19 protein-coding genes and 1 pseudogene are annotated in these 23,118 nt (G+C 60.8%); 8 read left to right on the top strand and 12 right to left on the bottom strand.

The window, feature by feature from the left end:
• Positions 1–3 precede the first annotated feature (3 nt).
• The 5 genes and pseudogenes from I6I72_RS09395 to I6I72_RS09375 form a co-directional block, all read right to left on the bottom strand.
• Positions 4–1,989 (bottom strand): hypothetical protein, encoded by a 1,986-nt coding sequence (locus I6I72_RS09395; RefSeq protein ID WP_049063240.1) that lies wholly within the window; start codon positions 1,987–1,989, stop codon positions 4–6.
• 380 nt (positions 1,990–2,369) lie between these two features.
• A pseudogene (locus I6I72_RS09390) lies at positions 2,370–2,681 on the bottom strand (TrmH family RNA methyltransferase); the annotation flags it as partial.
• A gap of 140 nt (positions 2,682–2,821) precedes the next feature.
• Positions 2,822–3,304, bottom strand: coding sequence for a 2-C-methyl-D-erythritol 2,4-cyclodiphosphate synthase (gene ispF, locus I6I72_RS09385; protein ID WP_005529892.1), 483 nt, complete (start codon positions 3,302–3,304; stop codon positions 2,822–2,824).
• A complete protein-coding gene (gene ispD, locus I6I72_RS09380; RefSeq protein WP_049147054.1) occupies positions 3,301–4,017 on the bottom strand; it encodes a 2-C-methyl-D-erythritol 4-phosphate cytidylyltransferase in 717 nt (238 codons plus the stop codon). The genes ispF and ispD overlap by 4 nt, the downstream gene beginning before the upstream one ends.
• On the bottom strand, positions 3,986–4,573 hold the full coding sequence (locus I6I72_RS09375) for a CarD family transcriptional regulator (RefSeq protein ID WP_005529888.1): 588 nt from the start codon (positions 4,571–4,573) through the stop codon (positions 3,986–3,988). Before I6I72_RS09375 ends, ispD begins: the two co-directional genes overlap by 32 nt.
• 218 nt (positions 4,574–4,791) lie before the next feature.
• On the opposite strand from I6I72_RS09375, the gene I6I72_RS09370 reads away from it, so the two are divergent.
• Together I6I72_RS09370 and radA are read left to right on the top strand one after the other, a co-directional pair.
• Entirely contained in the window at positions 4,792–5,388 is a 597-nt protein-coding gene (locus I6I72_RS09370) for a hypothetical protein (protein WP_049147057.1), read from the top strand.
• A gap of 96 nt (positions 5,389–5,484) precedes the next feature.
• Positions 5,485–6,861, top strand: a complete 1,377-nt coding sequence (radA, locus tag I6I72_RS09365; protein WP_049147059.1) for a DNA repair protein RadA — start codon at positions 5,485–5,487, stop codon at positions 6,859–6,861.
• Here the strand turns inward: radA and I6I72_RS09360 are convergent.
• Complete coding sequence (locus I6I72_RS09360; protein ID WP_049147061.1) at positions 6,858–7,574, bottom strand: hypothetical protein; 717 nt, start codon at positions 7,572–7,574, stop codon at positions 6,858–6,860. The two genes, radA and I6I72_RS09360, sit on opposite strands and share 4 nt — an antisense overlap.
• A gap of 104 nt (positions 7,575–7,678) precedes the next feature.
• Entirely contained in the window at positions 7,679–8,305 is a 627-nt protein-coding gene (locus I6I72_RS09355; RefSeq protein ID WP_005529881.1) for a carbonic anhydrase, read from the bottom strand.
• Between the two features lie 47 nt (positions 8,306–8,352).
• Between I6I72_RS09355 and I6I72_RS09350 the strand changes: the two genes are divergently transcribed.
• A complete protein-coding gene (locus I6I72_RS09350; RefSeq protein WP_193388485.1) occupies positions 8,353–9,216 on the top strand; it encodes an HhH-GPD family protein in 864 nt (287 codons plus the stop codon).
• 6 nt (positions 9,217–9,222) lie between these two features.
• Here the strand turns inward: I6I72_RS09350 and I6I72_RS09345 are convergent, their stop codons facing one another.
• Both I6I72_RS09345 and I6I72_RS09340 read right to left on the bottom strand, forming a co-directional pair.
• Positions 9,223–10,491: a threonine/serine exporter family protein gene (locus tag I6I72_RS09345; protein WP_049147064.1), complete on the bottom strand. Its 1,269-nt coding sequence runs from the start codon at positions 10,489–10,491 to the stop codon at positions 9,223–9,225.
• Positions 10,492–10,538: 47 nt separating this feature from the next.
• Complete coding sequence (locus I6I72_RS09340) at positions 10,539–10,709, bottom strand: DUF4236 domain-containing protein (RefSeq protein ID WP_005529875.1); 171 nt, start codon at positions 10,707–10,709, stop codon at positions 10,539–10,541.
• Between the two features lie 52 nt (positions 10,710–10,761).
• Between I6I72_RS09340 and I6I72_RS09335 the strand changes: the two genes are divergently transcribed.
• Positions 10,762–12,081, top strand: coding sequence for a lipase family protein (locus I6I72_RS09335; protein ID WP_065420843.1), 1,320 nt, complete (start codon positions 10,762–10,764; stop codon positions 12,079–12,081).
• 205 nt (positions 12,082–12,286) lie between these two features.
• Here I6I72_RS09335 and I6I72_RS09330 read toward each other — a convergent pair whose 3' ends face one another.
• A complete protein-coding gene (locus tag I6I72_RS09330; protein WP_049063873.1) occupies positions 12,287–15,001 on the bottom strand; it encodes an ATP-dependent Clp protease ATP-binding subunit in 2,715 nt (904 codons plus the stop codon).
• 248 nt (positions 15,002–15,249) lie between these two features.
• On the opposite strand from I6I72_RS09330, the gene I6I72_RS09325 reads away from it, so the two are divergent.
• Both I6I72_RS09325 and I6I72_RS09320 read left to right on the top strand, forming a co-directional pair.
• Positions 15,250–16,626 carry a hypothetical protein gene (locus I6I72_RS09325; RefSeq protein WP_049147065.1) on the top strand — a complete coding sequence of 459 codons (1,377 nt, stop codon included), beginning with the start codon at positions 15,250–15,252 and terminating at the stop codon, positions 16,624–16,626.
• A gap of 13 nt (positions 16,627–16,639) precedes the next feature.
• Positions 16,640–17,266, top strand: coding sequence for a hypothetical protein (locus I6I72_RS09320; protein ID WP_049147067.1), 627 nt, complete (start codon positions 16,640–16,642; stop codon positions 17,264–17,266).
• On the opposite strand, the gene I6I72_RS09315 is transcribed toward I6I72_RS09320, so the two are convergent.
• On the bottom strand, positions 17,263–18,696 hold the full coding sequence (locus I6I72_RS09315) for an MDR family MFS transporter (RefSeq protein ID WP_049147068.1): 1,434 nt from the start codon (positions 18,694–18,696) through the stop codon (positions 17,263–17,265). The two genes, I6I72_RS09320 and I6I72_RS09315, sit on opposite strands and share 4 nt — an antisense overlap.
• A 54-nt stretch (positions 18,697–18,750) precedes the next feature.
• On the opposite strand from I6I72_RS09315, the gene I6I72_RS13830 reads away from it, so the two are divergent.
• Positions 18,751–18,873, top strand: coding sequence for a hypothetical protein (locus I6I72_RS13830; RefSeq protein ID WP_005529866.1), 123 nt, complete (start codon positions 18,751–18,753; stop codon positions 18,871–18,873).
• Positions 18,874–18,879: 6 nt separating this feature from the next.
• Here the strand turns inward: I6I72_RS13830 and lysS are convergent, their stop codons facing one another.
• The gene (gene lysS / locus I6I72_RS09310) at positions 18,880–20,457 is read right to left on the bottom strand and encodes a lysine--tRNA ligase (protein ID WP_034657100.1); all 1,578 of its coding nucleotides are present in this window, start codon (positions 20,455–20,457) and stop codon (positions 18,880–18,882) included.
• Between the two features lie 197 nt (positions 20,458–20,654).
• Here lysS and I6I72_RS09305 point away from each other — a divergent pair, with 197 nt between their 5' ends.
• Entirely contained in the window at positions 20,655–22,751 is a 2,097-nt protein-coding gene (locus I6I72_RS09305; protein ID WP_049147070.1) for a PhoX family protein, read from the top strand.
• The last annotated feature ends 367 nt before the right edge of the window (positions 22,752–23,118 follow it).

Here is a 23,118-nt window from a genome sequence, read left to right as displayed (position 1 = left end):
ATCCTAATTTCCTTCGCTGTCTGTCCAGCGCATTTGATTTCGCGCACTAATCCACCAGGTCAAACCGATTGAAATACACATCCACACGATCGAAAATGCGACGACAGCAAGAACGGTTGCCGTGGACCACCTGTTTTCAAACCCCATCGACCACGTTGATGGATAGTGCGATTCCAGTTGTTCCTTATGCTCGCGCAAACGATACAAAACCCAGCCGATGGTGGTAACGAAAAAGAATAGCTCGGCCAGCAGAATCTTCCTGCACATCTTCCACGGGCTGCGCCCACAAATGAAGGAAACATAGAGCTCTCGCCGGAACGCCACCTGGAAACTGAAAAGCCCCGCGACGATTAACAAGGAAACCAGTAATATCGCTACGACCGTATTTAACGACCAAAGGCTGAATTGCTCTTTGGCTTCCTCAAGGGACGATCGCCAGGAATCAGCATGCGGTTGTGCCGTGGCGAGCACCTTGCCCACCGTCCCATCTTTCAGCTCACCAACGACAGTTGGCTCGATGGCAAGGAGGACTTTCTGCGAGGCTTTCGCGAGTAAATTCCGGTCACCGATAGCTTCAAGCCCCACTGGTAACGAAACCACAATGGGGTCATTAATTACTGGCCGCAGCTCAACGTCATAGGAAAAGACTTGCCCAAGCGAACAATCTTCTTTCCAGTTAAAATTTGGAACCTTCTTTTTCGCGAGTTCGGCTTCAAATGCAACAGAGTCAATAATCGTCTGTTTGGATTCTTCACTGAGGGCAACAGGAGCACAAACGGTTATGTCTTCTTCAGAAGGGGCAACACCAGCTTGAACGGCGAACCGATGGTTGCTGAGAATAACCGGGGCTTCCAGTTGAGTCGGCCAGGTAAGCCAAAAAGGATCCGCTAAGAGTAGCTTTCCTTCGCGGTCCGCCTGACGCAAGGGCGCTGCAGCTGCAGCCTGTTCTTTTTCATCCGGAGTGATATTCGAGCTCAGGGCAAACTCTTGCTCATTGGCATGTCCGATCCAATACGGTTGCAATTCCTCTCGCGCGGACACCTCAGCACCGGTATCAACCATCTGTGAAAGTGCCGTCAGGCTCGTCAAGAGTGCCAATAGCCGGACAGCATACAGTGCGTAGGTAATTGGACGCGCCCGAACCTTGCCTTTGATGGCCTGCGGGATCGAAATATTTCGAACCAATAACTGCCCGAGCACATAGCCCAGCGCCAAACCTACCCATTGGAGCAACACAGAAACGCCGAAAAAGGCCCAAAACAACGTCGCTTCTGCCCAGTCGTTGTAAAGATACAATGCCGCCGCAATAAAAATGATCGCAAGAAAAAATGGTAGCCATGTTTGCTTGGCAAGCCGCGTTACATCAAGCCTTAGCGTCTGCGATAGCTTTAGCCCCAAAAGTCTGTGAATGCCGATTTCGCGAGCCCGCACTAGGCAGTGCCCGCCACCCAACACGAGCGCGAGTAGAAAAGCAGCCGCGACCAACAAAGGCAGCGACGAAGTCATGACGAAACTCCAAGTCAAGTTCTGGAGCCCTATCACGGAATACCCGCGCTCCTCCAACCATGTCGTTAGGTCTCGAGCGTCATTTTCTGATCCTTTAATGTTAAAAACTTGGCGCGGTTCCTTAGTCGGAATTTCCGACAATGGATACCAAACAAACTTTTCGCCTCTCTGAAACTTTTGAGACTCAAAGTTAGCTGCACCTGAAGGCAGAGCCGAGGAGTAGATTCGCAGCTCACCATCCGAATCAGCTAGCGAGGCGTAATAAACCGATACGTCAAATCCTGAGTCTCCCGCAAATTCAGAAAGCTCAGGAAACAGTGTTTCTGCGTGACTGTCAGGTTCGAAGTCTTCGATCTGGACAAACTCGTTGCCAAGCCGGTAATCCAGAGTCGATAAGAGGCTGGCTCCGACAAAGGCAATGAATGCGCTACTAACCGTAGAGAGCAAAATCCCTACGGTTAGTAGTCTGACTGAAGTTTTCATCGAGCCTTAGCAGTGTCGGTAGTAGGACTTATTTCCAGAGGACTTCTTGGGAGCTGTTGCCTGCTTAGACATGCCCACTTTCATAAGCATTCCTTTCTTGAGAAGAATCCGAACTTATAGCGCGCGCTGCTAAAAGATATACGCTGCCCATAAACTGGGTTCAAGTGTCAAAAGTTACCTTTCGCAGATTCATCAACTCCGCGCAAATACCCAGGCCTCGATCCGCAGCTCTCTGGTGGATTGCGCGGCGTCGGCAAGCGTGTGAAAATGCGAGCAGGAGGTCTGGTTTTCCAGGCCTGGGTATTTGCCCAAAAGCTAAAACCAGGCCGGGTAAAACAGCAAAAAGGCGCCGCACAACGCGACGCCCTCCAAATTACCTGTTACTTCGCCGCGCGACGCCGACGAGCGAACTCCGAAAGCACGGCACCGGCGGCGACGGATGCGTTCAAGGACTCAACCCAGGCGGTCATCGGAATGGACACGATGACGTCGCAATTCTCGCGCACCAAGCGGGAGATGCCCTTTCCCTCAGAACCGATGACGATGACCACAGGGTCCTTGCCACCGGTGTAGGTGTCGAGCGTGTGCTCGCCGCCGGCGTCCAGGCCTACGACCTGGTAGCCGGCATTTTGAAATTCCTGCACCGTACGGGTCACGTTGGTCACGCGCGCCTTTCCCGGCAAATACCCAGCCCTGGAAACCAAGACCTCCTGTTCGCTTTCGGCCACGCTTTCCGACGCCGCGCTTTTCACCAGGAAGCTGCATTTCTAGGGCTGGGTATTTGCCAAAAGGAGAGGCTGCGGCGCAGGAACGCGCTGGGGCGACCCGCGAGTTACTGTTTCCAGACCACCGCTGTGGCCACCGCGGCGCGACCTTCGGAGCGGCCGGTAAAACCCATGTGGTCGGTGGTGGTAGCGGACACGGAAACGGGAGCGCCTAAAATCTCACTGAGCACGCGCTCGGCCTCTTCGCGGCGCGGGCCCATCTTCGGCGACTGCCCCACCAGTTGAGCGGCGGCGTTGCCGATGACAAAGCCATGGGATTCGAGCAGCTCACGGCACTCGCGCAGCAGGCGCTCGCCGGAGACATTGTCGTATTCTTTGCGCCCCACGCCCACAAACGAGCCAAGGTCGCCGAGGTTGGAGGCGGAAAGGAGGGCGTCGACAAGCGCGTGGCTCACCACATCGCCGTCGGAGTGGCCCTCGCAGCCGTCCACGCCCTCGAAGAGCAAGCCCGCGATCCAGCAGGGCTTGCCTTCCTCAATCTGGTGGGCGTCCGTGGCGATGCCAACGCGCGGGATGATCGGCTGGGTCATGAGTTCTCCTTGAGAATCGCGGTAGCCAGGGTGAGGTCCATGGGCGTGGTGATTTTCAGCGCTAACTGGTCGCCCGGCACGGTGGCCACGGGCACGCCGAACCATTCCATGAGGCTGGCGTCATCGGTGGCGATGAACTCCTGCTGCCCGGAGAAGTACTTTTCATTGGCGCCGCGCAGCGTGGCCAAGTCGAAGCCTTGCGGGGTCTGCACGGCGCGCAGTGAGGAACGCTCCGGAGTGGAGACAACGCGCTCGGCGTCGACGATCTTGATGGTGTCGGAAACCGGCAGAACCGGGATGACGGCGGGAGCACCGTCAAGGACGGTCTGGGCCACGCGCGCGATCATGGCTGGCGGGGTCAGGGCGCGGGCGGCGTCGTGAATGAGCACCACGGCGTCCTCTTCGTCAATGGCTTGCAGGCCGGCCCACACGGAGTCGGCGCGCTCGCCGCCGCCGTGGACGAAGGTGATGGGCAAGGGGGCGTCGGCAAGCAATGCTCGCGCGGTGTCTTCCATCACCGGAGAGACGGTGACCACCGCGCGTTTGACCACGCCACTGTGCGCCATGGCTGCTACGGAGCGTTCCAGGAGCGTGCGTCCCTGGAGTTCAACGTATGCCTTGGGCACTTCCGCGCCGAGGCGAGTGCCCATTCCTGCTGCCGCGATGAGCGCGACAACGGGCTTATTCGTCTTCGTCGTCGAAGGAGAGGTCATCGAGATCGATGTCGTTGTCGATGTCGGTGGTGATGGACTTGTCTTCCACGATGCCCGCGGCGCGGTGGCGCTCGATGGTGGCGTCGATTTCCTCCAGCATGGTGTCGGCCTTCTTCTCGTCGACCGGAGAGGCCAACGCGAGCTCGCCCACGAGGATCTGACGGGCCTTGGCCAGCATGCGCTTCTCACCTGCGGACAGCCCGCGGTCCTGGTCGCGGCGCCACAGGTCGCGGACGACCTCGGCAACCTTGTTGATGTCGCCGGAAGCCAGGCGCTCCTGGTTAGCCTTGTAGCGGCGGGACCAGTTGCCGGCCTCTTCAACGTCGATTTCACGCAGGACGGAGAATACCTTCTCGAGGCCTTCCTTACCCACGACGTCGCGAACGCCGACGAGCTCCACGTTCTTGGAAGGCACGCGAACCACAAGGTCAGACTGATTGATCTGGAGCACCAAGTACTCCAGGGTCTCGCCACCCATCTCGCGATGCTCAATATCAGCAATCCTGGCAGCACCGTGGTGCGGGTAGACGACGACCTCTCCGACCTTAAATTCCATTGCCACTCCTTATTAAATGTTCGCGCCGCTAACGGCACACATACAGGGCAACAAGTTTAGCACGCGCCGCACAGCTGCTTGCCGACGCCCACGTCTACCCCCGTATTACCCCGCTTACTACCCAATTGGTTTTCACGAAACTGTGTACTCGGCACGGAAAGGTACTAGGCTAAAGCGTTGATAAGCTTTGTGATCGCAATCTATGGAGGACCCTCAAAGTGCAGCCATTGAAGACCGCCGCCCGTCGCGGTGCCATCATTTCCGTAACCGCCCTGTCTGCGCTGGCGCTGGCTTCCTGCTCTGCAGGCCACGTTACCCAGACTTCCGACAAGGTTGCGGCTGTCGACGGTTCCTCCGCTGCCACCGAGGACGGCGCAGTCGCAGTTCGCGACGTCACCATTCAGGTCGAACCGGACTCCGGCGAGACCTCCCTGAAGTTCGTAGCTGTTAACCAGGGCTACGAGGTTTCTGATATCACCCTCGAGTCCGTTTCCGTCGATGGCCAGGACGTTGACCTCGGCTCCGTTAAGCCAATGGCTCGCGACCAGTCCATCATCGCTGACTCCGCGGCTAACCTCAAGGAGCTCAAGAAGGACGAGAAGAACAAGAACGTCCAGTACGTTGAGACCACCCTGCAGAACGAGGACTACGGCTACGCAGGTTTCCGCCCGGTTACCTTCACCTTCAACAACGGCACCATCGAGGTAAACGCTGCTGTTTCCGCTTCCCCGCTGAAGTCCGGTGAGTACAATCGCGACTCCAAGTCCACCGAGGGCTACACCACCGAGAAGCCTGAAGCTGGCCACCACCACTAAGGTTTAAGCTTTCGAAGCCCCGCACTTTCGAGTGCGGGGCTTTGCGTTTGGGGCGGATAGGTACCCGTGTCCGGTGGGTGTCCTAGAGTTACTGGCATGGCAAAGAAGTCCCGTCCCGTCCACACCTGTTCTGAGTGTGACTACGTCTCCCCCAAGTGGCTTGGCCGCTGCCCAGATTGCGGCTCGTGGGGCACGCTCCAGGAGTCGGCGCCCGCGGCGTCGGCAGGCTCGGCGGCTTCGGCTGCCGTGACAGGGCAGATGGTCAAGGGACTTACTCCCAGCAGCCCGGCGCAGCCCATCACCAAGATTGGGGCAAGCGCTACCAAGACCATTACCACCGGCATCGGGGAGTTGGACCGCGTGCTGGGAAAGGGCATTGTGCCGGGTTCGGTGGTGCTCATGGCGGGCGAGCCAGGCGTGGGTAAGTCCACGCTCTTGTTGGAGGTGGCCTCGCGTTGGGCGCAGCTAGACCGCAAGGCTCTCTACGTCACAGCGGAGGAATCCGCGGGCCAGGTGCGTGCGCGTGCCGAGCGCACCGACGCCCTGCATGACACGCTGTATCTCGCCGCAGAGTCGAACCTGGACGTAGTCTTCGGGCACGTTGAGCAGCTCAAGCCCAGCCTCATCATCGTGGACTCGGTGCAGACCATGCACGCCGCGGGCGTCGAGGGTGTGGCCGGCGGCGTGGCACAGTCCCGTGCCGTGACCGCGGCTTTGACCACCTTAGCCAAGTCCACCGGCATTCCGGTTCTCTTGGTGGGCCACGTGACCAAAGACGGCAACGTGGCGGGCCCGCGTGTGCTGGAGCACCTTGTCGACGTCGTGCTCAACTTCGAAGGCGACCGCCAATCCAGCCTGCGCATGCTGCGCGGCATCAAGAACCGCTTCGGCGCTACCGATGAGGTGGGCTGCTTCGAGCAGACCTCCGGCGGCATCCGCGAGGTCGCTGATCCTTCCGGGCTCTTCCTCTCGCACCGCGGCAGCACGCCCGATGGCTCAGCGGTGACCGTGGCCATGGATGGCGTTCGTCCCATCCTGGCGGAGGTCCAGGCGCTGACCGTGGATCCTGTGGCCAAGAACCCGCGCCGCGTGGTCACGGGCTTGGACTCCAACCGTGTGCCGATGGTGCTAGCAGTGCTGCAGGCACGCGCGGGCCAGCGCACCAATGACAAGGACGCTTACGTTGCCACGGTGGGCGGCGTGCGCATCCAGGAAACAGCCACGGACCTCGCGGTGGCGCTAGCAACGTGGTCTTCGCTACACGAAAAGCCGCTGCCGGCTAAGACCGTGGTCATCGGCGAGGTGGGCCTGGCCGGCGAGCTGCGCCGAGTGCCAAACCTGGACCGTCGCCTCGCCGAAGCCGCGCGCTTGGGCTATAAAAAAGCAATCGTCCCGGCTGGCAAAGTAGATGCCACCGGGATTCGGGTGCGTCAGGCCGCTACGCTCAGCGAGGTCATAGCGCTGCTGGGCTAAGCGCCGTTCGCATCCACGAGGTTGAACGTCTGAGCCGGTGCTGCGTTATCGCCGATGACCACGTGCATGAAGTATCCACCCATCGGCGATTCCTGACGGTCCACGCACTGGCCCGGCTGGGACATCTTGCGCGACCACACGGCTTCGAACTTGCGCGGCTCGCCCGGCTTGAAGGTCTGCGTCTTCTCCTCGACCGGCGGGTAGCAGTCGGTGTCGGTCCACATCTTCTGGTTGGTCTTCAAGTCATAGACCTCGAAGCGCATGGTGTCGGCTTCCAAATCAATGACACAGTCGACGGCCGTGGGGTTGTTGACCTCCATGTAGAAAGTCGGCTGCTCGCCCGGGCCATAGGTGGGCTTGCTGACAGAGCCCGTCAGTTGCAGGTCTGCAAGAGCGCACGTGTTCTTCTTCGGCTCCTCACTCGGGTTGGTGGCCGATGCCGTGGCGCTGTCTGAGGCCGGCTGCGTGCTCGACTCCTTGGAGCTAGTCGCCTCGCTGGTCTTTTCCGCCTTCGAGGTGGCCTTCGTCTCCGGCGCCGCTGCGGAGCCACGTGCACTTGTCGAAGCCGCCGGAACCGATTCATCCGAGCCGCCAAACATCGAGGTCGCAGCCCACAAGAGCAGGCCCACGACAACCAGGAGTCCAATCAGCGCGGCCACTCGGCGGCGCATGTAGATCTCTTGGGGCAGCGGGTTGCGTCGGTTCTCAGTCACGTTCTTGATTTTAAGGGGCCACGCCCCTAACCTGCACTAACCCTCGCCGCGTGTCTGACTAAATGGCGGGACTCAACTGGGGAGAGAGCGAGTGCAGCACTAAGCTACTGCACACCGTGCAGTACTACGGTCTCCACACTGGAATCCTCCAGCAGATAGCGCAAGCCCACGACGCCGAGGGTTCCGGCGTCGAGAAGCCGGCGGGCCGCAGGCACATCCGCGATGATCTGTGAAACCGTCTGTGCAGTGTTCTCCCGCTCGAAGTCCGGAGTGGAGTCGCGGCCCTCACGGCGCGACTGCAGCGCAGACGCAGCTACCTTCTCAATGATCGGGCGCTGCAGGCCGGTCGGCAGATTCATGTCGCCGTTGAGGAACGCGGAAGCCGCAGCAACCGCGCCGCAGGACTGGTGGCCCATGACCACGAGCAAGTTGGCGTTCAGATTCTCCAGGGCGTAATCCAACGAAGCCAGTACCGCGTTATCGAGGATGTGACCGGCGGTGCGGATGACGAAGGCGTCGCCAAAGCCAATGTTGAATACGTGCTCAATAGGGGCGCGCGAGTCGGAGCACGAAAGCACGATGACGCGCGGATCCTGGCCCTTGGTGAGCCCGGCGCGAATGTGGGCGTCATCGTTGACGGAGATGACGTTGCCGGTTACTAGGCGCTGGTTGCCCGCTTGCAGAGCTTCCCAAACCTTTTGTGGATCTTGTGGAACTTTAGAAAGTGGCATGTCACTAACTGTAGTCCCCTACCACCGCTGTCCTACACTGATTCCCGATGATTGATACCGCCGCCCTCCTCACATGGTTCGACTCCGCCGAACGCCCGCTGCCTTGGCGACGCCCCGGGACCTCCGCGTGGGGCGTTCTGCTCAGCGAGGTCATGAGCCAGCAAACGCCCGTCGCGCGTGTGGCTCCGGTATGGGAGGAATGGATGGAGCGCTGGCCCACCCCGGCGGACTTCGCCGCGGCCTCCCGAGCTGAGGTCCTGCGCGCTTGGGGCAAGCTCGGCTATCCCCGCCGCGCGCTGCGCTTGTGGGAGTGCGCGCAGGAGATTGGTGAGGCCCCGGTTCCAAGCGACGTCGCCAAGCTGCTGGCCCTGCCCGGCATCGGCGAGTACACCGCGCGGGCCGTGGCGTGCTTCCATTACGGGCGCAACGTGCCGGTGGTGGACACCAACGTGCGCCGCGTCTACGCCCGCGCCGTGGATGGGCAGTTCCTCCAGCCGCAACCGTCCAAGAAGGAGTTGGCGCAGGTGGAGGAACTCCTACCCGCGGTAAATGGCCCACGCTTTTCCGCCGCGTTGATGGAGCTCGGAGCTCTCGTGTGCACGGCGAAGTCGCCGAAGTGCGAGGAGTGCCCGCTGCGCACGGGCTGCGCGTGGCAACTCGCGGGCTGCCCGCAGCCCAGCGAGGAGGAGCTCACGCGCGCAAAGAAACGCATACAGAAGTTCAAGGGAACCGACCGCCAAGTGCGCGGGCTCATCCTCGACGTGCTGCGCGGGGCATCGGGGCCGGTGCCGCAAAGTTCCATCGACGTGGTGTGGCCCGATGCAGCGCAGCGTTCCAGGGCTTTGGCATCGCTGCTTAACGACGGCCTCGCGGAGCAAGATTCCCAGGGCCTGTTCCACTTGCCGGCTTAATACGCTCTAGTACCTAGAGTCGTGCGGCGGGCGGCTGAAGTCGATGAGTCTGCCAAGCGCCCAATCCCGGTCGGAGAGCAGGCGGGCAAAGACGAGGCCGCAACCGATGGACATGACGACCATCGTCGCGGTGGCGAGGTTCGAAAGCGACTGGTCCATGTTGCCCGCGTTAAGGTGGAATACCGCGCGGAACATCGCGGTGCCGGGAATCATGATGACTGCGGCGGGGACCGTGGTGGTAATGCGCGGCAGATGCATCTTGCGAGCCACCTGCGCGCCCAGCAGGCCGATGATGACGCCGCCCACGAATGCCGCGAAGTAGCTCGTGGTGCCCAGCGATAAAATGCCAAGGCGCGCCATGTTCGCCACCGTGCCCACGAGGGCCGCGGCCAGCACCATGCGGCGCGAGGAGTTAAACAGGAACGCAAAGCCGGCGATGCCTGAGAAGCTGGCGACTACCGCGGCGGCGTACCAGGTGGCGTCAGGAGCTGGGGCAGGCGGGATTGGGGTCAGTTCGGTGAACCAGCTGACCATGGCCACTGTGAACGTGGCCGCGATGATGACGGTGAGCGAGTAACTCAGGCGCGCCATGCCGGCGTCGAAGTCGAAACGGGCCAAATCGATGATGGCGGAGAACAACGGGAAACCTGGTATGAGGAATAGCACCGCCGCCACGTAGCCCGAAGAGAATTCGGCGGGATCCGCCCAGCCGATAAGCACGAGGGCCTCCGTGGTGAGGAAGTAGACCATGCTCGAGACCGCACCGCCGGCAACGATGCAACCCAGCTGGTGCACATGCCTGTGATGCAAGGCCCAGCGGGTGAACTGCCCGCAGAACGCGGCCAAGGCAACCAGCAGCACCACATAAGACTGGAAGTAGTTAAGTACCGCGAAGGAAGCGCAGGCCACGCCCGCAGCGCTAGCCAGGACCCAGCCGTTCCAGCGCTTGATGACGTGCGATTCGATGTCGTCGAGGAAAGCATCGAGTTCCTCTGCGGTAATGCCGGCATACAGCCGATGGTGGGTGAGATCTTCGAGGGCCTCGATGCGGGAGGCGTCGACAGCCGGTGAATGCTGCTGCGCCACGACCGTGCGAAATGCGCGCCCCTTGTGGAAGGTGCAGGTAATCTGCGTAACGCCCACGTTGGCGTCGAGCCGGTCGAAGCCCAGGGCACGGGCCGCGCGCTTCATGCCGCGCAGCACGCGGTAGCCGGACGTACCTGCGCCCATGAGCAACATGCCCAAGCGCAGAATTACGTCGGCTTCGATACCCATCCGGACATAGTCAGGAGTTGGCTCTCGCATGTCTAAAGCGCTGGTCTTTAGCGCCAACGACCCCGGAAGTTCAGGCCACCGGGCAGGTTGATCCACATGCCGCCGCGGGAATTGAAGGTCACGGGCCCAACTTTGGTGGACATGGATGCCCCGGAGCCGGAGATATTAATCCAGCTATTCTTGCCGGTTTTCTTGCGTGAACGGTATTGAATGCCCATGGTGACAAATTTTAGCGCACCCCCAGTTGCGCTGGCAGCTAGAGTTTAGTGCGTGAAGTTCCCTCGTCTCATCGCGGCCGCGGTACTCACCGCCGCCCTTAGCGTCCCCGTTCCTGCTGCACTCGGCGTCGAACCAGCGCAGGACACCTCCGACGTCACTGGCGTCGCCGCAGACACCGGTGCGGTCTCAGCGCCGGCGAATCCTGGCGTGAATGCGCCCGGCGCGGGCACCGTCATGGACTCTCGCCCTGCGAGCCATCCCGTAGCGCAGATGTCGTCTGCCACGGGTGCGCGCGCCACCACCTTCACATACGGCTCGACCCGCTCCGATGGCGTGGCCACCCCGGTGACGGGAACCGTGTTTGAGCCGCAGCGCCCGTGGACTGGCAAGGGCGAGCGCCCCACCATCGTGTTCGCGCCGGGCACGCGCGGCCAGGGTGACCAGTGCGCGCCGTCGCGCTCCGGCAGCCAGGTGGGCAACCTGGCTTTAGGCCCAGCCGGCCAGCCCACGTTGAACATGAACTATGAGTACCCTTTCTTCCAGCAGGCCGCTGAGCACGGGATCCGCGTGGTGGTCACGGACTACATCGGGCTGGGCACGCCTGGGCACCACTCTTATGTCAACAACATTGAGCAAGCGCACGCGGTTCTCGACGCCGCCCGCGCCGGCCTTGCGCTCTCCGGCGCGCCTTTGACCTCCCCGGTGGGCTTTGCAGGCTACTCACAGGGCGGCGGCGCTGCTGCGGCCGCGGCGGAGTATGCGGCGCTCTATGCGCCCGAGCTCAACATCAAGGGAACCTACGCTGGTGCCCCGCCGGCTGACCTGCTCGCGGTGATGAACGCGGTGGACGGTTCGAGTATCGTCCACGTCTTGGGATACGCCATCAACGGCTTCGCGGAGCGCAGCCCGGAGTTTTATAACGCGATCATTCCGCAGTTCAACGAGCGCGGCATCCACTTCCTGCGTTCGGCCGCGGACGCCTGCATCGGTGATTCCATGGCCACTTGGGGCTTTACGCGCACCTCCCAGCTAACCAAGACTGGTGAGTCCTTCGCCCACCTCGTTTCCCGCGAGCCGGCCGCCGCACGCGTGCTGGAGGAGCAAAAGCTGGGCAAGCACCCGGTGACTGGCCCGATTCTGGTGGCCAACTCCCCTACCGATGACCTCATCCCTTACGAGCAGGCACGCACCATGGCTGGCCAGTACTGCCGCATGGGCGGCGCCGTCCAGTTTGAGGCGGCCCCGGCCGTCACCTTCATCACCGGTACGGGCCTGGGCCACGCTGGCCCGATGATGACTTCCGTACCGCGCGGCTTGGACTACTTGATGGCGCGTTTCAACGACTTCCCTGCTCCCACCAACTGCCTCTAGGTTCTGCTTTTTGTATCGCGTTCTTTCCCTTGCCCCTTGGGAAGTGGTGGCTTGGTCGGCGCCAGATGAGCCCAACTGCCAAATTGTGGGCGGAAATGTCTGATTTTTCGGCACAATTTGGCAATTAGGGCGGCTGCGCAGTTGGCTGCCCCGGGAAAACGACAAAGGTGCCGCCTGCAAGGGGCGGCACCACGTCTAGTTCAGCCTAGATAGGCTGGCCAGCACCGGCAGCTGGCGGGTTATCATCGTCGGTTGGGTCTGGCAAGACATCGCTGGTGATGGAATCAGGACCGTCGTTCTGCTCTGCCATGAGCTCCTCGTCAGCCTCGCGTACCTCGGCATCCTCGAGTTCCTCCTCGAACGTGCCCTCCGGCAACGGACGCGGGCGCGGGCTGAAGGTAAAGGTCGCAGAAGAGTTGTCCTTGGACTCGCCGTCCCAGTTCTCCACGTCAACGGTGATGATTTCACCAGCACCGATTTCACCGAAGAGGATCTTCTCGGAGAGCTGATCCTCAATCTCGCGCTGAATGGTACGGCGCAGCGGACGAGCACCCAAGACTGGATCGAATCCGCGCTTTGCCAGTAGATCCTTAGCTTTCTGGGTCAGCTCGATGCCCATGTCGCGCTCTGCCAGCTGCTTTTCCACACGGCCAATGAGCAGCTCGACCATCTCAACGATCTGCTCCTGAGTGAGCTGGTGGAAGACCACAATCTCGTCGATACGGTTGAGGAACTCTGGGCGGAAATGCTTCTTCAGCTCGTCGTTGACCTTATTCTTCATGCGCTCGTACTGAGCATCGCTATCCGTTTCGGAGGAACCGCTAAAGCCCAAGCCCACAGCCTTAGAGATATCTTGCGTACCCAGGTTTGAGGTGAAAATCAGGACCGTGTTCTTAAAGTCCACGATGCGACCCTGGCCGTCGGTAAGGCGGCCGTCCTCGAGAACCTGCAGCAAGGTGTTGTAAATCTCCTTGTGGGCCTTCTCAATCTCGTCGAAGAGAACCACGGAGAATGGCTTGCGGCGAACCTTCTCCGTCAGCTGGCCACCCTCTTCGTAGCCAACGTATCCCGGAGGGGCACCGAAGAGACGGGATGCGGTGAAGCGGTCGTGGAACTCGCCCATGTCGATCTGGATGAGGTCATCATCAGAGCCGAACAGGAAGTTAGCCAGGGACTTCGAAAGTTCCGTCTTACCAACACCGGACGGACCGGCGAAGATGAAGGAGCCGGAAGGACGACGCGGGTCCTTGAGACCTGCGCGGGTACGGCGGATAGCGCGGGACACTGCCTTGACTGCCTCGTCCTGACCAATGATGCGCTTGTGCAGCTCATCTTCCATGTGCAGCAAGCGGGAAGATTCCTTCTCCGTCAGCTTGAGCACAGGGATGCCGGTCCAGTGTGCCAGGACCTCAGCGATTTGTTCCTCGCCGACCTCAGCGATTTCCTCGAGGTCGCCGGTGCGCCACTGCTTTTCCTTCTCAGCGCGCTCTTCACCGAGTTTGCGCTCCTTGTCGCGCAAGCCGGCTGCCTTCTCGAAGTCCTGGGCGTCGATAGCCGCTTCCTTCTCGCGGCGGACCTCAGCGATGCGGTCATCGACCTCACGCAGGCCTTCCGGAGCAGTCATGCGCTTAATGCGCATGCGGGCACCAGCCTCGTCGAGGAGGTCAACGGCCTTATCCGGCAGGAAGCGGTCATTGATGTAGCGGTCAGACAGGGAGGCCGCAGCCTTCAGAGCCTCGTCAGTGTAAGAAACGCGGTGGTGTGCCTCGTACTTATCGCGCAGGCCCTTGAGGATGAGGATGGTGTCATCCAGGGAAGGCTCGTCGACCTTGACCGGCTGGAAACGACGCTCCAGCGCGGCATCCTTCTCAATGTGCTTGCGGTACTCGTCCAAGGTGGTAGCACCGATGGTCTGGAGCTCACCGCGGGCCAGCTTCGGCTTCAGCAGCGAAGCGGCGTCGATTGCGCCCTCTGCTGCACCTGCGCCGACCAGGGTGTGAATCTCATCGATAAACAGGATGATGTCACCGCGCTGGTTAATCTCCTTGAGGACCTTCTTCAGGCGTTCCTCGAAATCACCACGGTAGCGGGAACCCGCAACCAAAGAACCAAGGTCAAGCGAGTACAGCTGCTTGTCCTTGAGGGTCTCAGGGACTTTACCGTTAACGATGTCGAGAGCCAGGCCCTCCACGACTGCGGTCTTACCAACACCAGGCTCACCAATGAGAACCGGGTTGTTCTTGGTACGGCGGGAGAGCACCTGCATGATGCGCTCAATCTCGGAATCGCGGCCCACAACTGGGTCGAGCTTGCCATCCTTGGCGGCCTGGGTCAGGTTGCGACCAAACTGGTCAAGAACCAAGGAATTGGAGCGCTCGCCCGCGCCGGACGGTGCGGTGCGGCCACCCAGGCCTGCGCCCGCGCCGGCACCAGCACCGACTGGCCCGCCCTGGGACTGGCCGTCGTTTTCACCATTGCCGCCCTCGTAACCAGACAACAGCTGGATAACCTGCTGACGAACGCGCGGCAGGTCAGCGCCAAGCTTGATAAGTACCTGCGCTGCCACGCCCTCGCCCTCGCGGATGAGGCCCAGCAGCAGGAACTCAGTACCGATGTACTTGTGGCCCATCTGCAGGCCCTCACGTAGGGAAAGCTCCAGCACCTTCTTCGCGCGCGGTGTAAACGGAATGTGCCCGGTGTGTGGCTGGGAGCCGTGACCGATAATTTCCTCTACTTCGCGGCGGACGTCCTCAAGCGAGATGCCCATGGACTCCAGTGCCTTGGCGGCAACGCCTTCACCCTCGTGGATGAGGCCGAGCAAAATGTGCTCGGTGCCGATGTAGTTGTGGTTGAGCATGCGTGCTTCCTCCTGCGCCAGGACGATGACGCGGCGGGCACGGTCGGTAAACCTCTCGAACATTGCCTTATACCTCTATGCTTTCGCTAATAATGTGTCACCCACTCTAACGCGCCGACTGGACATGCAATTCACGGTTTTTAGAACCAACTCTCCAGAAGGCACCTTTTCCCAGCTCAGGGCACTGTACGCCGGTAGCGAACAGGCCTTTCAGAAGGTTTCTTTACACCTCGCTACTGGAGTTTGACTCGGTTGCCGTTACTCTTAAATGCGAAAAGGCCCAAAACCATTATTCAAAAGGATGAATCCCTGTGAAAAAGCTCCCTGAGTTCTTCTCTACTCAGCATCAACTCCGTCAGCTTTCCGTAATGGACGAATCCTCGGTCTCCACGCTTTTCGGTGTCGTGGACTCCTCTAATAAGCCAATGACGGTCGAGCTTTTTGAGGCCAACCACCGCGGTGCGGTTAAGCAAGCCTCCGTGCTTGCCGACGTCCACCATCGCTCCATCGCCCCGCTCGTCGGCACCGGAACCACAGAAAAGGGCCAGGACTTTCTGGTGCGCGCCGCACTTTCCGGCGAGCCACTTTCTACCTTCACCGGCTCTGGCCTAGGCGCGCAGCACCTCACCAAGACCGAGGCGCTTTCAGTTTTTACTCCTTTGTCCGAGGCAGTGGATTACCTGTTGCAGAACAACCAGACGGGCTTTGCCATGCATGCGCTGCATCCACGCCGCATCATGGTTACGGGTTCGCGCAGCAATGCGGTGCTGTGTGCGGCAGGCCCGGGCGTGGGCAACGTCACCGCTGAGCAGGTCACGCAGCGCTTTGCGGAGCTCATTAAGTCTGCACATCCGGAGTTCAAGCCAAATTCCCAGTTCAACTCAGCTGGCACGGTTATCGACGCCCTGCGTAACGCCTCTACTTCCACCGGCACCGCTGCAGCGGGAGCAGCTGGTGCCGCAGCCGCAGGTTTTGCTTCCCAGTTCGCCAGCCCGCAAGCTGCGGCACCCCGCGAGCAAACCCACCCGCAGACGCAGCCTCAGCCAGCGCAGCAGGCCCCGCAGCAGCAGATGCCACCGCAGTACATGCCGCAGCAGCAGCCGATGATGCAGCGAGGCCAGTACCAGCAGGGGTTCCAGCAAGGCCAGCCGCAGGGGCAGATGCAGAGCCAACCAAACGGCGCGGGATTTGCTGCACCGGTTGCAGAAAAGAAGTCCGGCTCTGGCAAGAAGACCGGCCTCATCGCGCTATGCGCCGCACTGGCAGTGGTCGTTCTCGCCGCCGCCGGCATCTTCTTCTTCAACCAGTACCCGGGCTGGAACGATGATGAAAGCAACCTCGCAGAGGCCTACCCTGGACTGCTGGGCTCGCGCAGCGGCACCTCCGGCTACGGCGATACCAAGTGCCACCACCGCGAGCCGGAGGAAGGCCAGCTGGCGAAGATCACCTGTGAGGGCGACGACTTAAGCTATGCCGTCGCCTCCTACGAATCCGTGGAAGCCCGCGACGCCATCCTGCCTCCTGATCCAACCGAGCTTTCCAATGGCCAGTGCACCATCCAGAGCTTCGAAGCCCCGAACGCCGAGGAGCCGACCTATTACATGGCAGTACCTGGCACCCAGTCCGCCTTCATTATCTGGGGCACAGAGGCGGAAAACGCGCGCCTAAAGATGCAATTGTGCGCCTAAAGGAGCAGCGGCCATGGATAATTCGCAGGAAAACAAGAGCATCTACATCGCGATTGCCGTCGCAGTCCTAGCACTAATTGCACTGGTTGGCGGCAGTGTTCTGGCCATGCGAATGCTGGGCGGTGCCAAAGAAAATGCGCAGTCCCAGCTAGCCCCACTTGCCGAAGCCCCTGCAACTGGGAGCACCTCGCAAGAGGATGAGAATTCAGAAAGCAGCCAACGCACTGAGAGCGAGAAATCTGAAGAAACTGCAACCATGACCAAGACCGTGGAGCAGACGGTCACGCAGGAATACACGGCGCCTGCAACTAAAGATTCCAGCTCGGACTTGCCCGCTGGATTTAATCCTTCCGCCGTTGCTTGCGACGGCCGCGGCGTGCTGATCGTCGATTCCGTCGTGGCCAACAGCCCCGCAGAGGCCCTTCCGCAAATCCAACGATCTGTTGCTAACAACCCCGGCGCGGAGTACTACAACCCGGGAATCTGCCCGTCGTTACGCGGCGAGGTAGCAGAGGGCAAGGTCTACCCGGTGGTCATCGACTATGGCTTCGACACCGATGCGCTGTGCTACGCTGCTTCCCGCCTGGGTGGCAACCCGCGTATCCTCTCCACCCGCGCAGAGTTCCTCTCCCCCTGTTAGTCCTGCGGGACCGGACGCAGCAGCGGCGCCAGCACGAGCACCACAATCGACGCCGCGCCGGCGAACAGGAAAGCCCAGTGGGCACCCTGCGCGATCGCGGCGGCCTCGTCCATTCCCGACTGCATGCCGGCCACGGTGCCACGAGTCAGGAATACAACCAAGAATGCCGTTCCCGTCGCGCCCGCGAGCTGCTGCAGGGTGTTCATGATCGCCGAGCCATGCGAGTAAAGCTCATGCGGCAGCGAAGACAAAGCCGTGGTCATCAGCGGCGTCATCATCAAACCCATGCCCAAGGCAAAGGTGACGTGCATGGCAACAACCATCCACACCTGGGATTCGGCGTCGAGAGTCGTCATCAAGAACAGGCCCGCAACCAGCAGGATGGCGCCCGGAATCATCAGCGGCCGCGGACCACGCGCGTCAAAAATACGGCCCACGAACGGAGAGATGATGCCCTGCAACAAACCGCCGGGCATCACCACGAGACCCGTCACTAGGGCGGAAACACCCACGGAGGTCTGGAGGTAAATAGGCAGCACCGTCACCGAGCCCAGCATCAGACCGAATGAGATGAGCATGATGGCCACCGCGATGGTGTAGTTGCGCACGCGGAACGGGCGCAGATCCAACAGCGCACGATTATCCTTTGCCAGGCTCATCTGACGGCGGGTGAAGATGATGAGCGCTACGACGCCGACCACCGAAACGATGATCTCCACCATGCCCTTTCCTTCGAGCATCTTCTCGATGGAGGAAAGGCCATACACCAAACCTCCGAAAGCTAGGACCGAAAGCACCACAGAGAATGGATCCAACGGGGTGTTGCGGTTCTCGCCCACGTTAACCAGCTTGATCACACCGGCAAACAGAATAAGAGCCACCAAGGGAACCATTGCCCAGAAGATGAAGTGCCAGCTCAAGGCATTGAGGATTGCGCCACCAACCGTCGGGCCTAGGGCTGGCGCAACCGAGATGACAATAGAGATAATTCCCATTACTGAGCCACGTCGCTGTGGTGGCACTAGCGTCATCGCTACTGTCATCAGCGTCGGAATCATCAATGCTGTTCCGGCAGCCTGCACCACGCGGCCAGCAAGCAAGACGATGAAGACTGGCGCCAGCGCTGCAATGACTGTACCGGCAAGAAACATCCCGGTAGAGGCGAGGAAAATCTGGCGAGTTGTGAAACGCTCAAGCAAGAAACCCGTCGTCGGGATAGTCACGCCCATGGTGAGCATGAAACCGGTAGTCAACCACTGCGCAGAGGTGGCAGGAATACTGAAGTCCGCCATGATCGCGGGCAAGGCGACAGACAAGGAAGTCTCATTGAGAATCATGATCATGGCCCCTAGGACCAAAATCGAGAGGTTGATAACTACGTCGCGGGACACACGATTCGAACTAGCTGCATTATTAGATTCTTGAGACACGAAGTGTCACGTTAGGTGACACGCCCACCACTTCGTAAGTTCAAGATCGGGTTTGTGAGCAAAGACACTTCCAACTCCGGTGACCTCACCGGCTTTTACCCCGCCGGCAAGCACACCGACTATGCCGTCTTTTATCGGGGTAACTCGGAATCCGCAGCCGAGATTCCAACCTGCTAAGACCGTCTACTTTTCCGGTTTCACGATTGGGAAGAGGACCGTCTCGCGAATACCCAGGCCGGTCAGGGCCATGAGCAGGCGGTCCATGCCCATGCCGGTACCGGCTGTCGGAGGCATGCCCTGCTCCATGGCGGCCAGGAAGTCCTCGTCGAGGACCATGGCTTCATCGTCGCCGCCGGCGGCCAGACGAGCCTGATCCTCGAAGCGCTCGCGCTGGATGACCGGGTCAACCAGCTCGGAGTAGCCGGTAGCCAGCTCGAAGCCGCGGACGTAGAGGTCCCACTTCTCGGTAACGCCCGGGATGGAGCGGTGCTGGCGGGTCAGCGGGGAGGTCTCGACCGGGAAGTTCTTGACGAAGATTGGGCCTTCAAGCTGATCCTCGCAGAGCACCTCCCAGATCTCCTCGACGAGCTTGCCGTGGCCCCAGCCGCCGTTCTTTGGGACGTCGAGGCCGATGACGTCGGCGATGCCCTTGAGGGTCTCAACGTCGGTGTCGATGGTGACCTCAGGCTGGCCTGGGAACTTGCGCTGCAGGGCCTCGTTGAGGGACGGGTACATTTCGATCTCCGGCCACTCTTCGCCGCCGAAGTCGTACTCGGTACCGTCGGCCAAGGTGACCTTGTGGGAACCGAAGACCGCCTGAGCAACCGCCTGGATGGACTCGCGGGTGGTGCGGGCGCAGTCGTTGTAGTCGCCCCATGCGGCGTAGGTCTCGAGCATGGCGAACTCTGGGGAGTGCGAGCGGTCGACACCCTCGTTGCGGAAGTTACGGTTAATCTCGAAGACGCGGTCAATGCCGCCGACGACGGCGCGCTTCAAGTACAACTCCGGCGCGATACGCAGGTAGAGGTCGATGTCGAGCGCGTTGGAGTGCGTGACGAACGGGCGAGCAGCCGCGCCACCGTGCAGGGTCTGCAGCATCGGGGTCTCGATCTCCACGAAACCCTGGTCCTCCAGGTAGTTGCGCAGGGCGCGCATGACCTTCACGCGGGTCATCGCGTTCTTGCGGGCCTCTTCGCGCACGATGAGGTCGTTGTAGCGCTGGCGCACGCGGGTCTCTTCATTCATGTCCGCGAAGGCAACCGGCAACGGGCGCAGCGACTTTGCGGCCATGGTCCACTTGGTAGCCATGATGGACAGCTCGCCGCGGCGAGAAGCGATGACGCGGCCACGCACGGAGATAAAGTCACCCAGGTCCACGTCGGACTTCCAGGCAGCGAGCTGCTCCTCGCCGATCTCAGCCAGGGAGAGCATTGCCTGCACCTGGGTGCCGTCGCCGTCCTGCAGGGTGGCAAAACACAGCTTGCCGGTGTTGCGCATGAAGATGAGGCGGCCGGCGATGGCGTGCTCGGTATCAGTCTCCTCGCCCGCGGTGAGGTAGGTAACGCCTTCCTCGGTTCCAGGCTCCTCGCCTTCAGCAACGACCTGGAACTCGTGGCGCAGGTCGCGCATGGAGATCGTCCGGTCGACGGTTACTGGATAGGCCTCAACGCCGGAGTCCAGCAGGCGCTCGCGCTTTTCGCGGCGGATGCGCAGCTGCTCGGGTACGTCGTTTACTTCGGGGGAATTCTTCTGCTCACTCACGCTGACAAGAATAGCCCATAGCAAGGTGAGGTCCTATGTTGAGGAGATGGCTTTCGGTGGGGCGTCGTCAAGCGCGCGGCGCCCCACCCTTTAACGAATAGTTCATTCAAATGACATTCTGATTACATAGTCTTGTCATAATCATGGGCTTACATAACTCCTTGGCAAAATCCCCCCATGACCTAGGAGCACTCAGCATGGCACTACTCGGTAAAAATCTACTTCCTTCCCGTTTTACTTCCTCCCGTTCAAGCCTTACCTGCACCTATAAGTGCGGCAACGCCTGCTTGGGTGAATGCGAAAACACCTCTGATAACGAATACTTCGGTGACCAAATCTCCCGCCGCACCGCCCTGCGCGCCGGCGGCCTGACCGTGGTCGCCGTCGGCGGCTCCGCGGCGCTTGCAGCGTGCTCGCCTTCCTCCACCGATTCTGCTGCTAGCTCCTCCACCGCTGCGGGCGGCGGCAAGACTTCCGACACCAAGGTGGAGTTGACCTCCGCACAGGGCATGCTTTTCGACGCCGTCCAGCCCAACACCAAGGACGAGGTCGTCATCCCTGCCGGCTACGAGCAGTCCGTGCTCATCGCGTGGGGCGACCCAGTCATCGAGGGTGCTCCAAAGTTCGACGTCAACAAGCAGACCGCAGCCGATGCCGAGAAGCAGTTCGGCTTCAACAACGACTTCGCGGGCCTCATCGAGCACCCTTCCGACGACTCCCGCATGGTCTACATGTGCTCCCACGAGTACACCACCGAGCCAATGATGTTCCCGAACTACGACGCGGACAACCCTACCGAGGAGCAGGTCAAGATCGGCTGGGCTGGCCACGGCCACACCATTCTGGAGGTCTCCAAGGTCGAGGGCACCGGTGAGCTCAAGCGCGAGTTCGGACCCCTCAACCGCCGTATCACCGCCACGACCCCGTTTAAGCTCGTCGGCCCGGCGAAGGGCAGCAGCCTGGTCAAGACCAAGGCCGATCCCAAGGGCGAGACCGTCCTGGGCACCCTGAACAACTGCTCCGGCGGCGTGACCCCGTGGAACACCATGCTCTCCGGCGAGGAGAACTTTGACCAGTACTTCGCTGCTGGCGACATCAAAGATGAGAAAGCCAAGAAGTCCCTCGAGCGCTTCGGCATCAAAGACAAAGAGACCGACCGCAAGTGGGAGCGCTTCGACGACCGCTTCGACTGCTCCAAGGAGCCGAACGAGCCGAACCGCTTCGGCTGGGTCGTTGAGATCAACCCGCTGGACCCGAAATCCACGCCGATCAAGCACACCGCCCTCGGCCGCTTCAAGCACGAGGCCGGCAACATTCACATCGCTGAGGACGGCACCGTCGTGTGCTACTCCGGCGACGACTCCCGCTTCGAGTACATCTACAAGTTCATCTCCACCAAGAAGTTTGAGGAGGGCAACCTCGAGCACAACCTTTCCATACTGGACCACGGCACCCTGTACGTGGCGGTCCTCGAGGGCAACTCGCCTGCCGAGGAAATCGACGGCTCCGGCGTCCTGCCGGAGGACGGCAAGTTCGACGGTAAGGGCAAGTGGGTCAAGCTGCTGACTTCCGACACCGAGAACAACAAGTTTACCTCCCACGTTGACGGCTTCAGCGCCGAAGAGGTCGCCGTATTTACCCGCGAGGCTGCCGACAAGGTGGGTGCCACCAAGATGGACCGCCCCGAGGATGTCCAGGTCCACCCGGATAGCCACAAGGTCTACGTTGCCCTGACTAACAACTCCTACCGGGGGGCCACCGGCGAGAACGCCAAGAAGAACAAGGAAGATGTCAAGGAATGGGCTCCCGTGAAGGAGAACAAGAACGGCATGGTCATGGAAATCGAGGACGACCACGCGGGCGAGGAATTCACCTGGAACCTCTTCCTGGTCTGCGGCGATCCGAAGGTGGCTAACACCTACTTTGGCGGCTTCGACAAGTCCAAGGTTTCCCCGATCTCCTGCCCGGATAACCTGGCCTTCGACAACCACGGCAACCTGTGGATTTCCACCGATGGCAACGCGCTGGACTCCAACGACGGCCTCTACGCCGTGACCACCGAGGGTGAGACCCGCGGCGAGCTCAAGTGCTTCCTCACCGTGCCGGCTGGCGCGGAGACCTGCGGCCCCATCGTGGACGACGATCGAGTGATGGTCAACGTCCAGCACCCAGGCGAAGCTGACGACGCCACCTTCGAGGCCGCCACCTCGCACTGGCCTGACGGTGGCAAGTCCACCCCACGCCCGGCAGTGGTTGTGGTGTGGAAGAAGGACGGCAAAATCGGCGTTAACTAGGAGCCGCTAGCCCGGCTTCGCACCGCGTCCTCACCACTTGCGCAGCGTCCTCACCATTTGGACACCGCGAACCTAAATGGTGAGGACGCAATGGTGAGGTCACCCAACAATAATCACACTGGCCAACACAGGTCTCAGTGGTTATGGGGTGACCTCACCATTTGCATTTGTGGCGCGCACTACCTCGCCGCTACTCCACCACTTTCCATTTACCCAGGCCTGGTTACCAAGACCTCAAGGTCGCGGTCCGACCGCGAATAGTAACAGCGCACCGCGAACAGGAGTTCTGGGTTTCCAGGGGTGCAATTCCAGGCCTGGGTATTTGCTTACTGAGGGCGGGTGCCGGTTCGTCGTAGTTGGTACCGGT

This window comes from Corynebacterium striatum (assembly GCF_016728105.1).
GTDB classification, from domain to species: Bacteria; Actinomycetota; Actinomycetes; order Mycobacteriales; family Mycobacteriaceae; genus Corynebacterium; species Corynebacterium striatum.
This window is presented reverse-complemented; position numbering and strand designations above follow the sequence as displayed.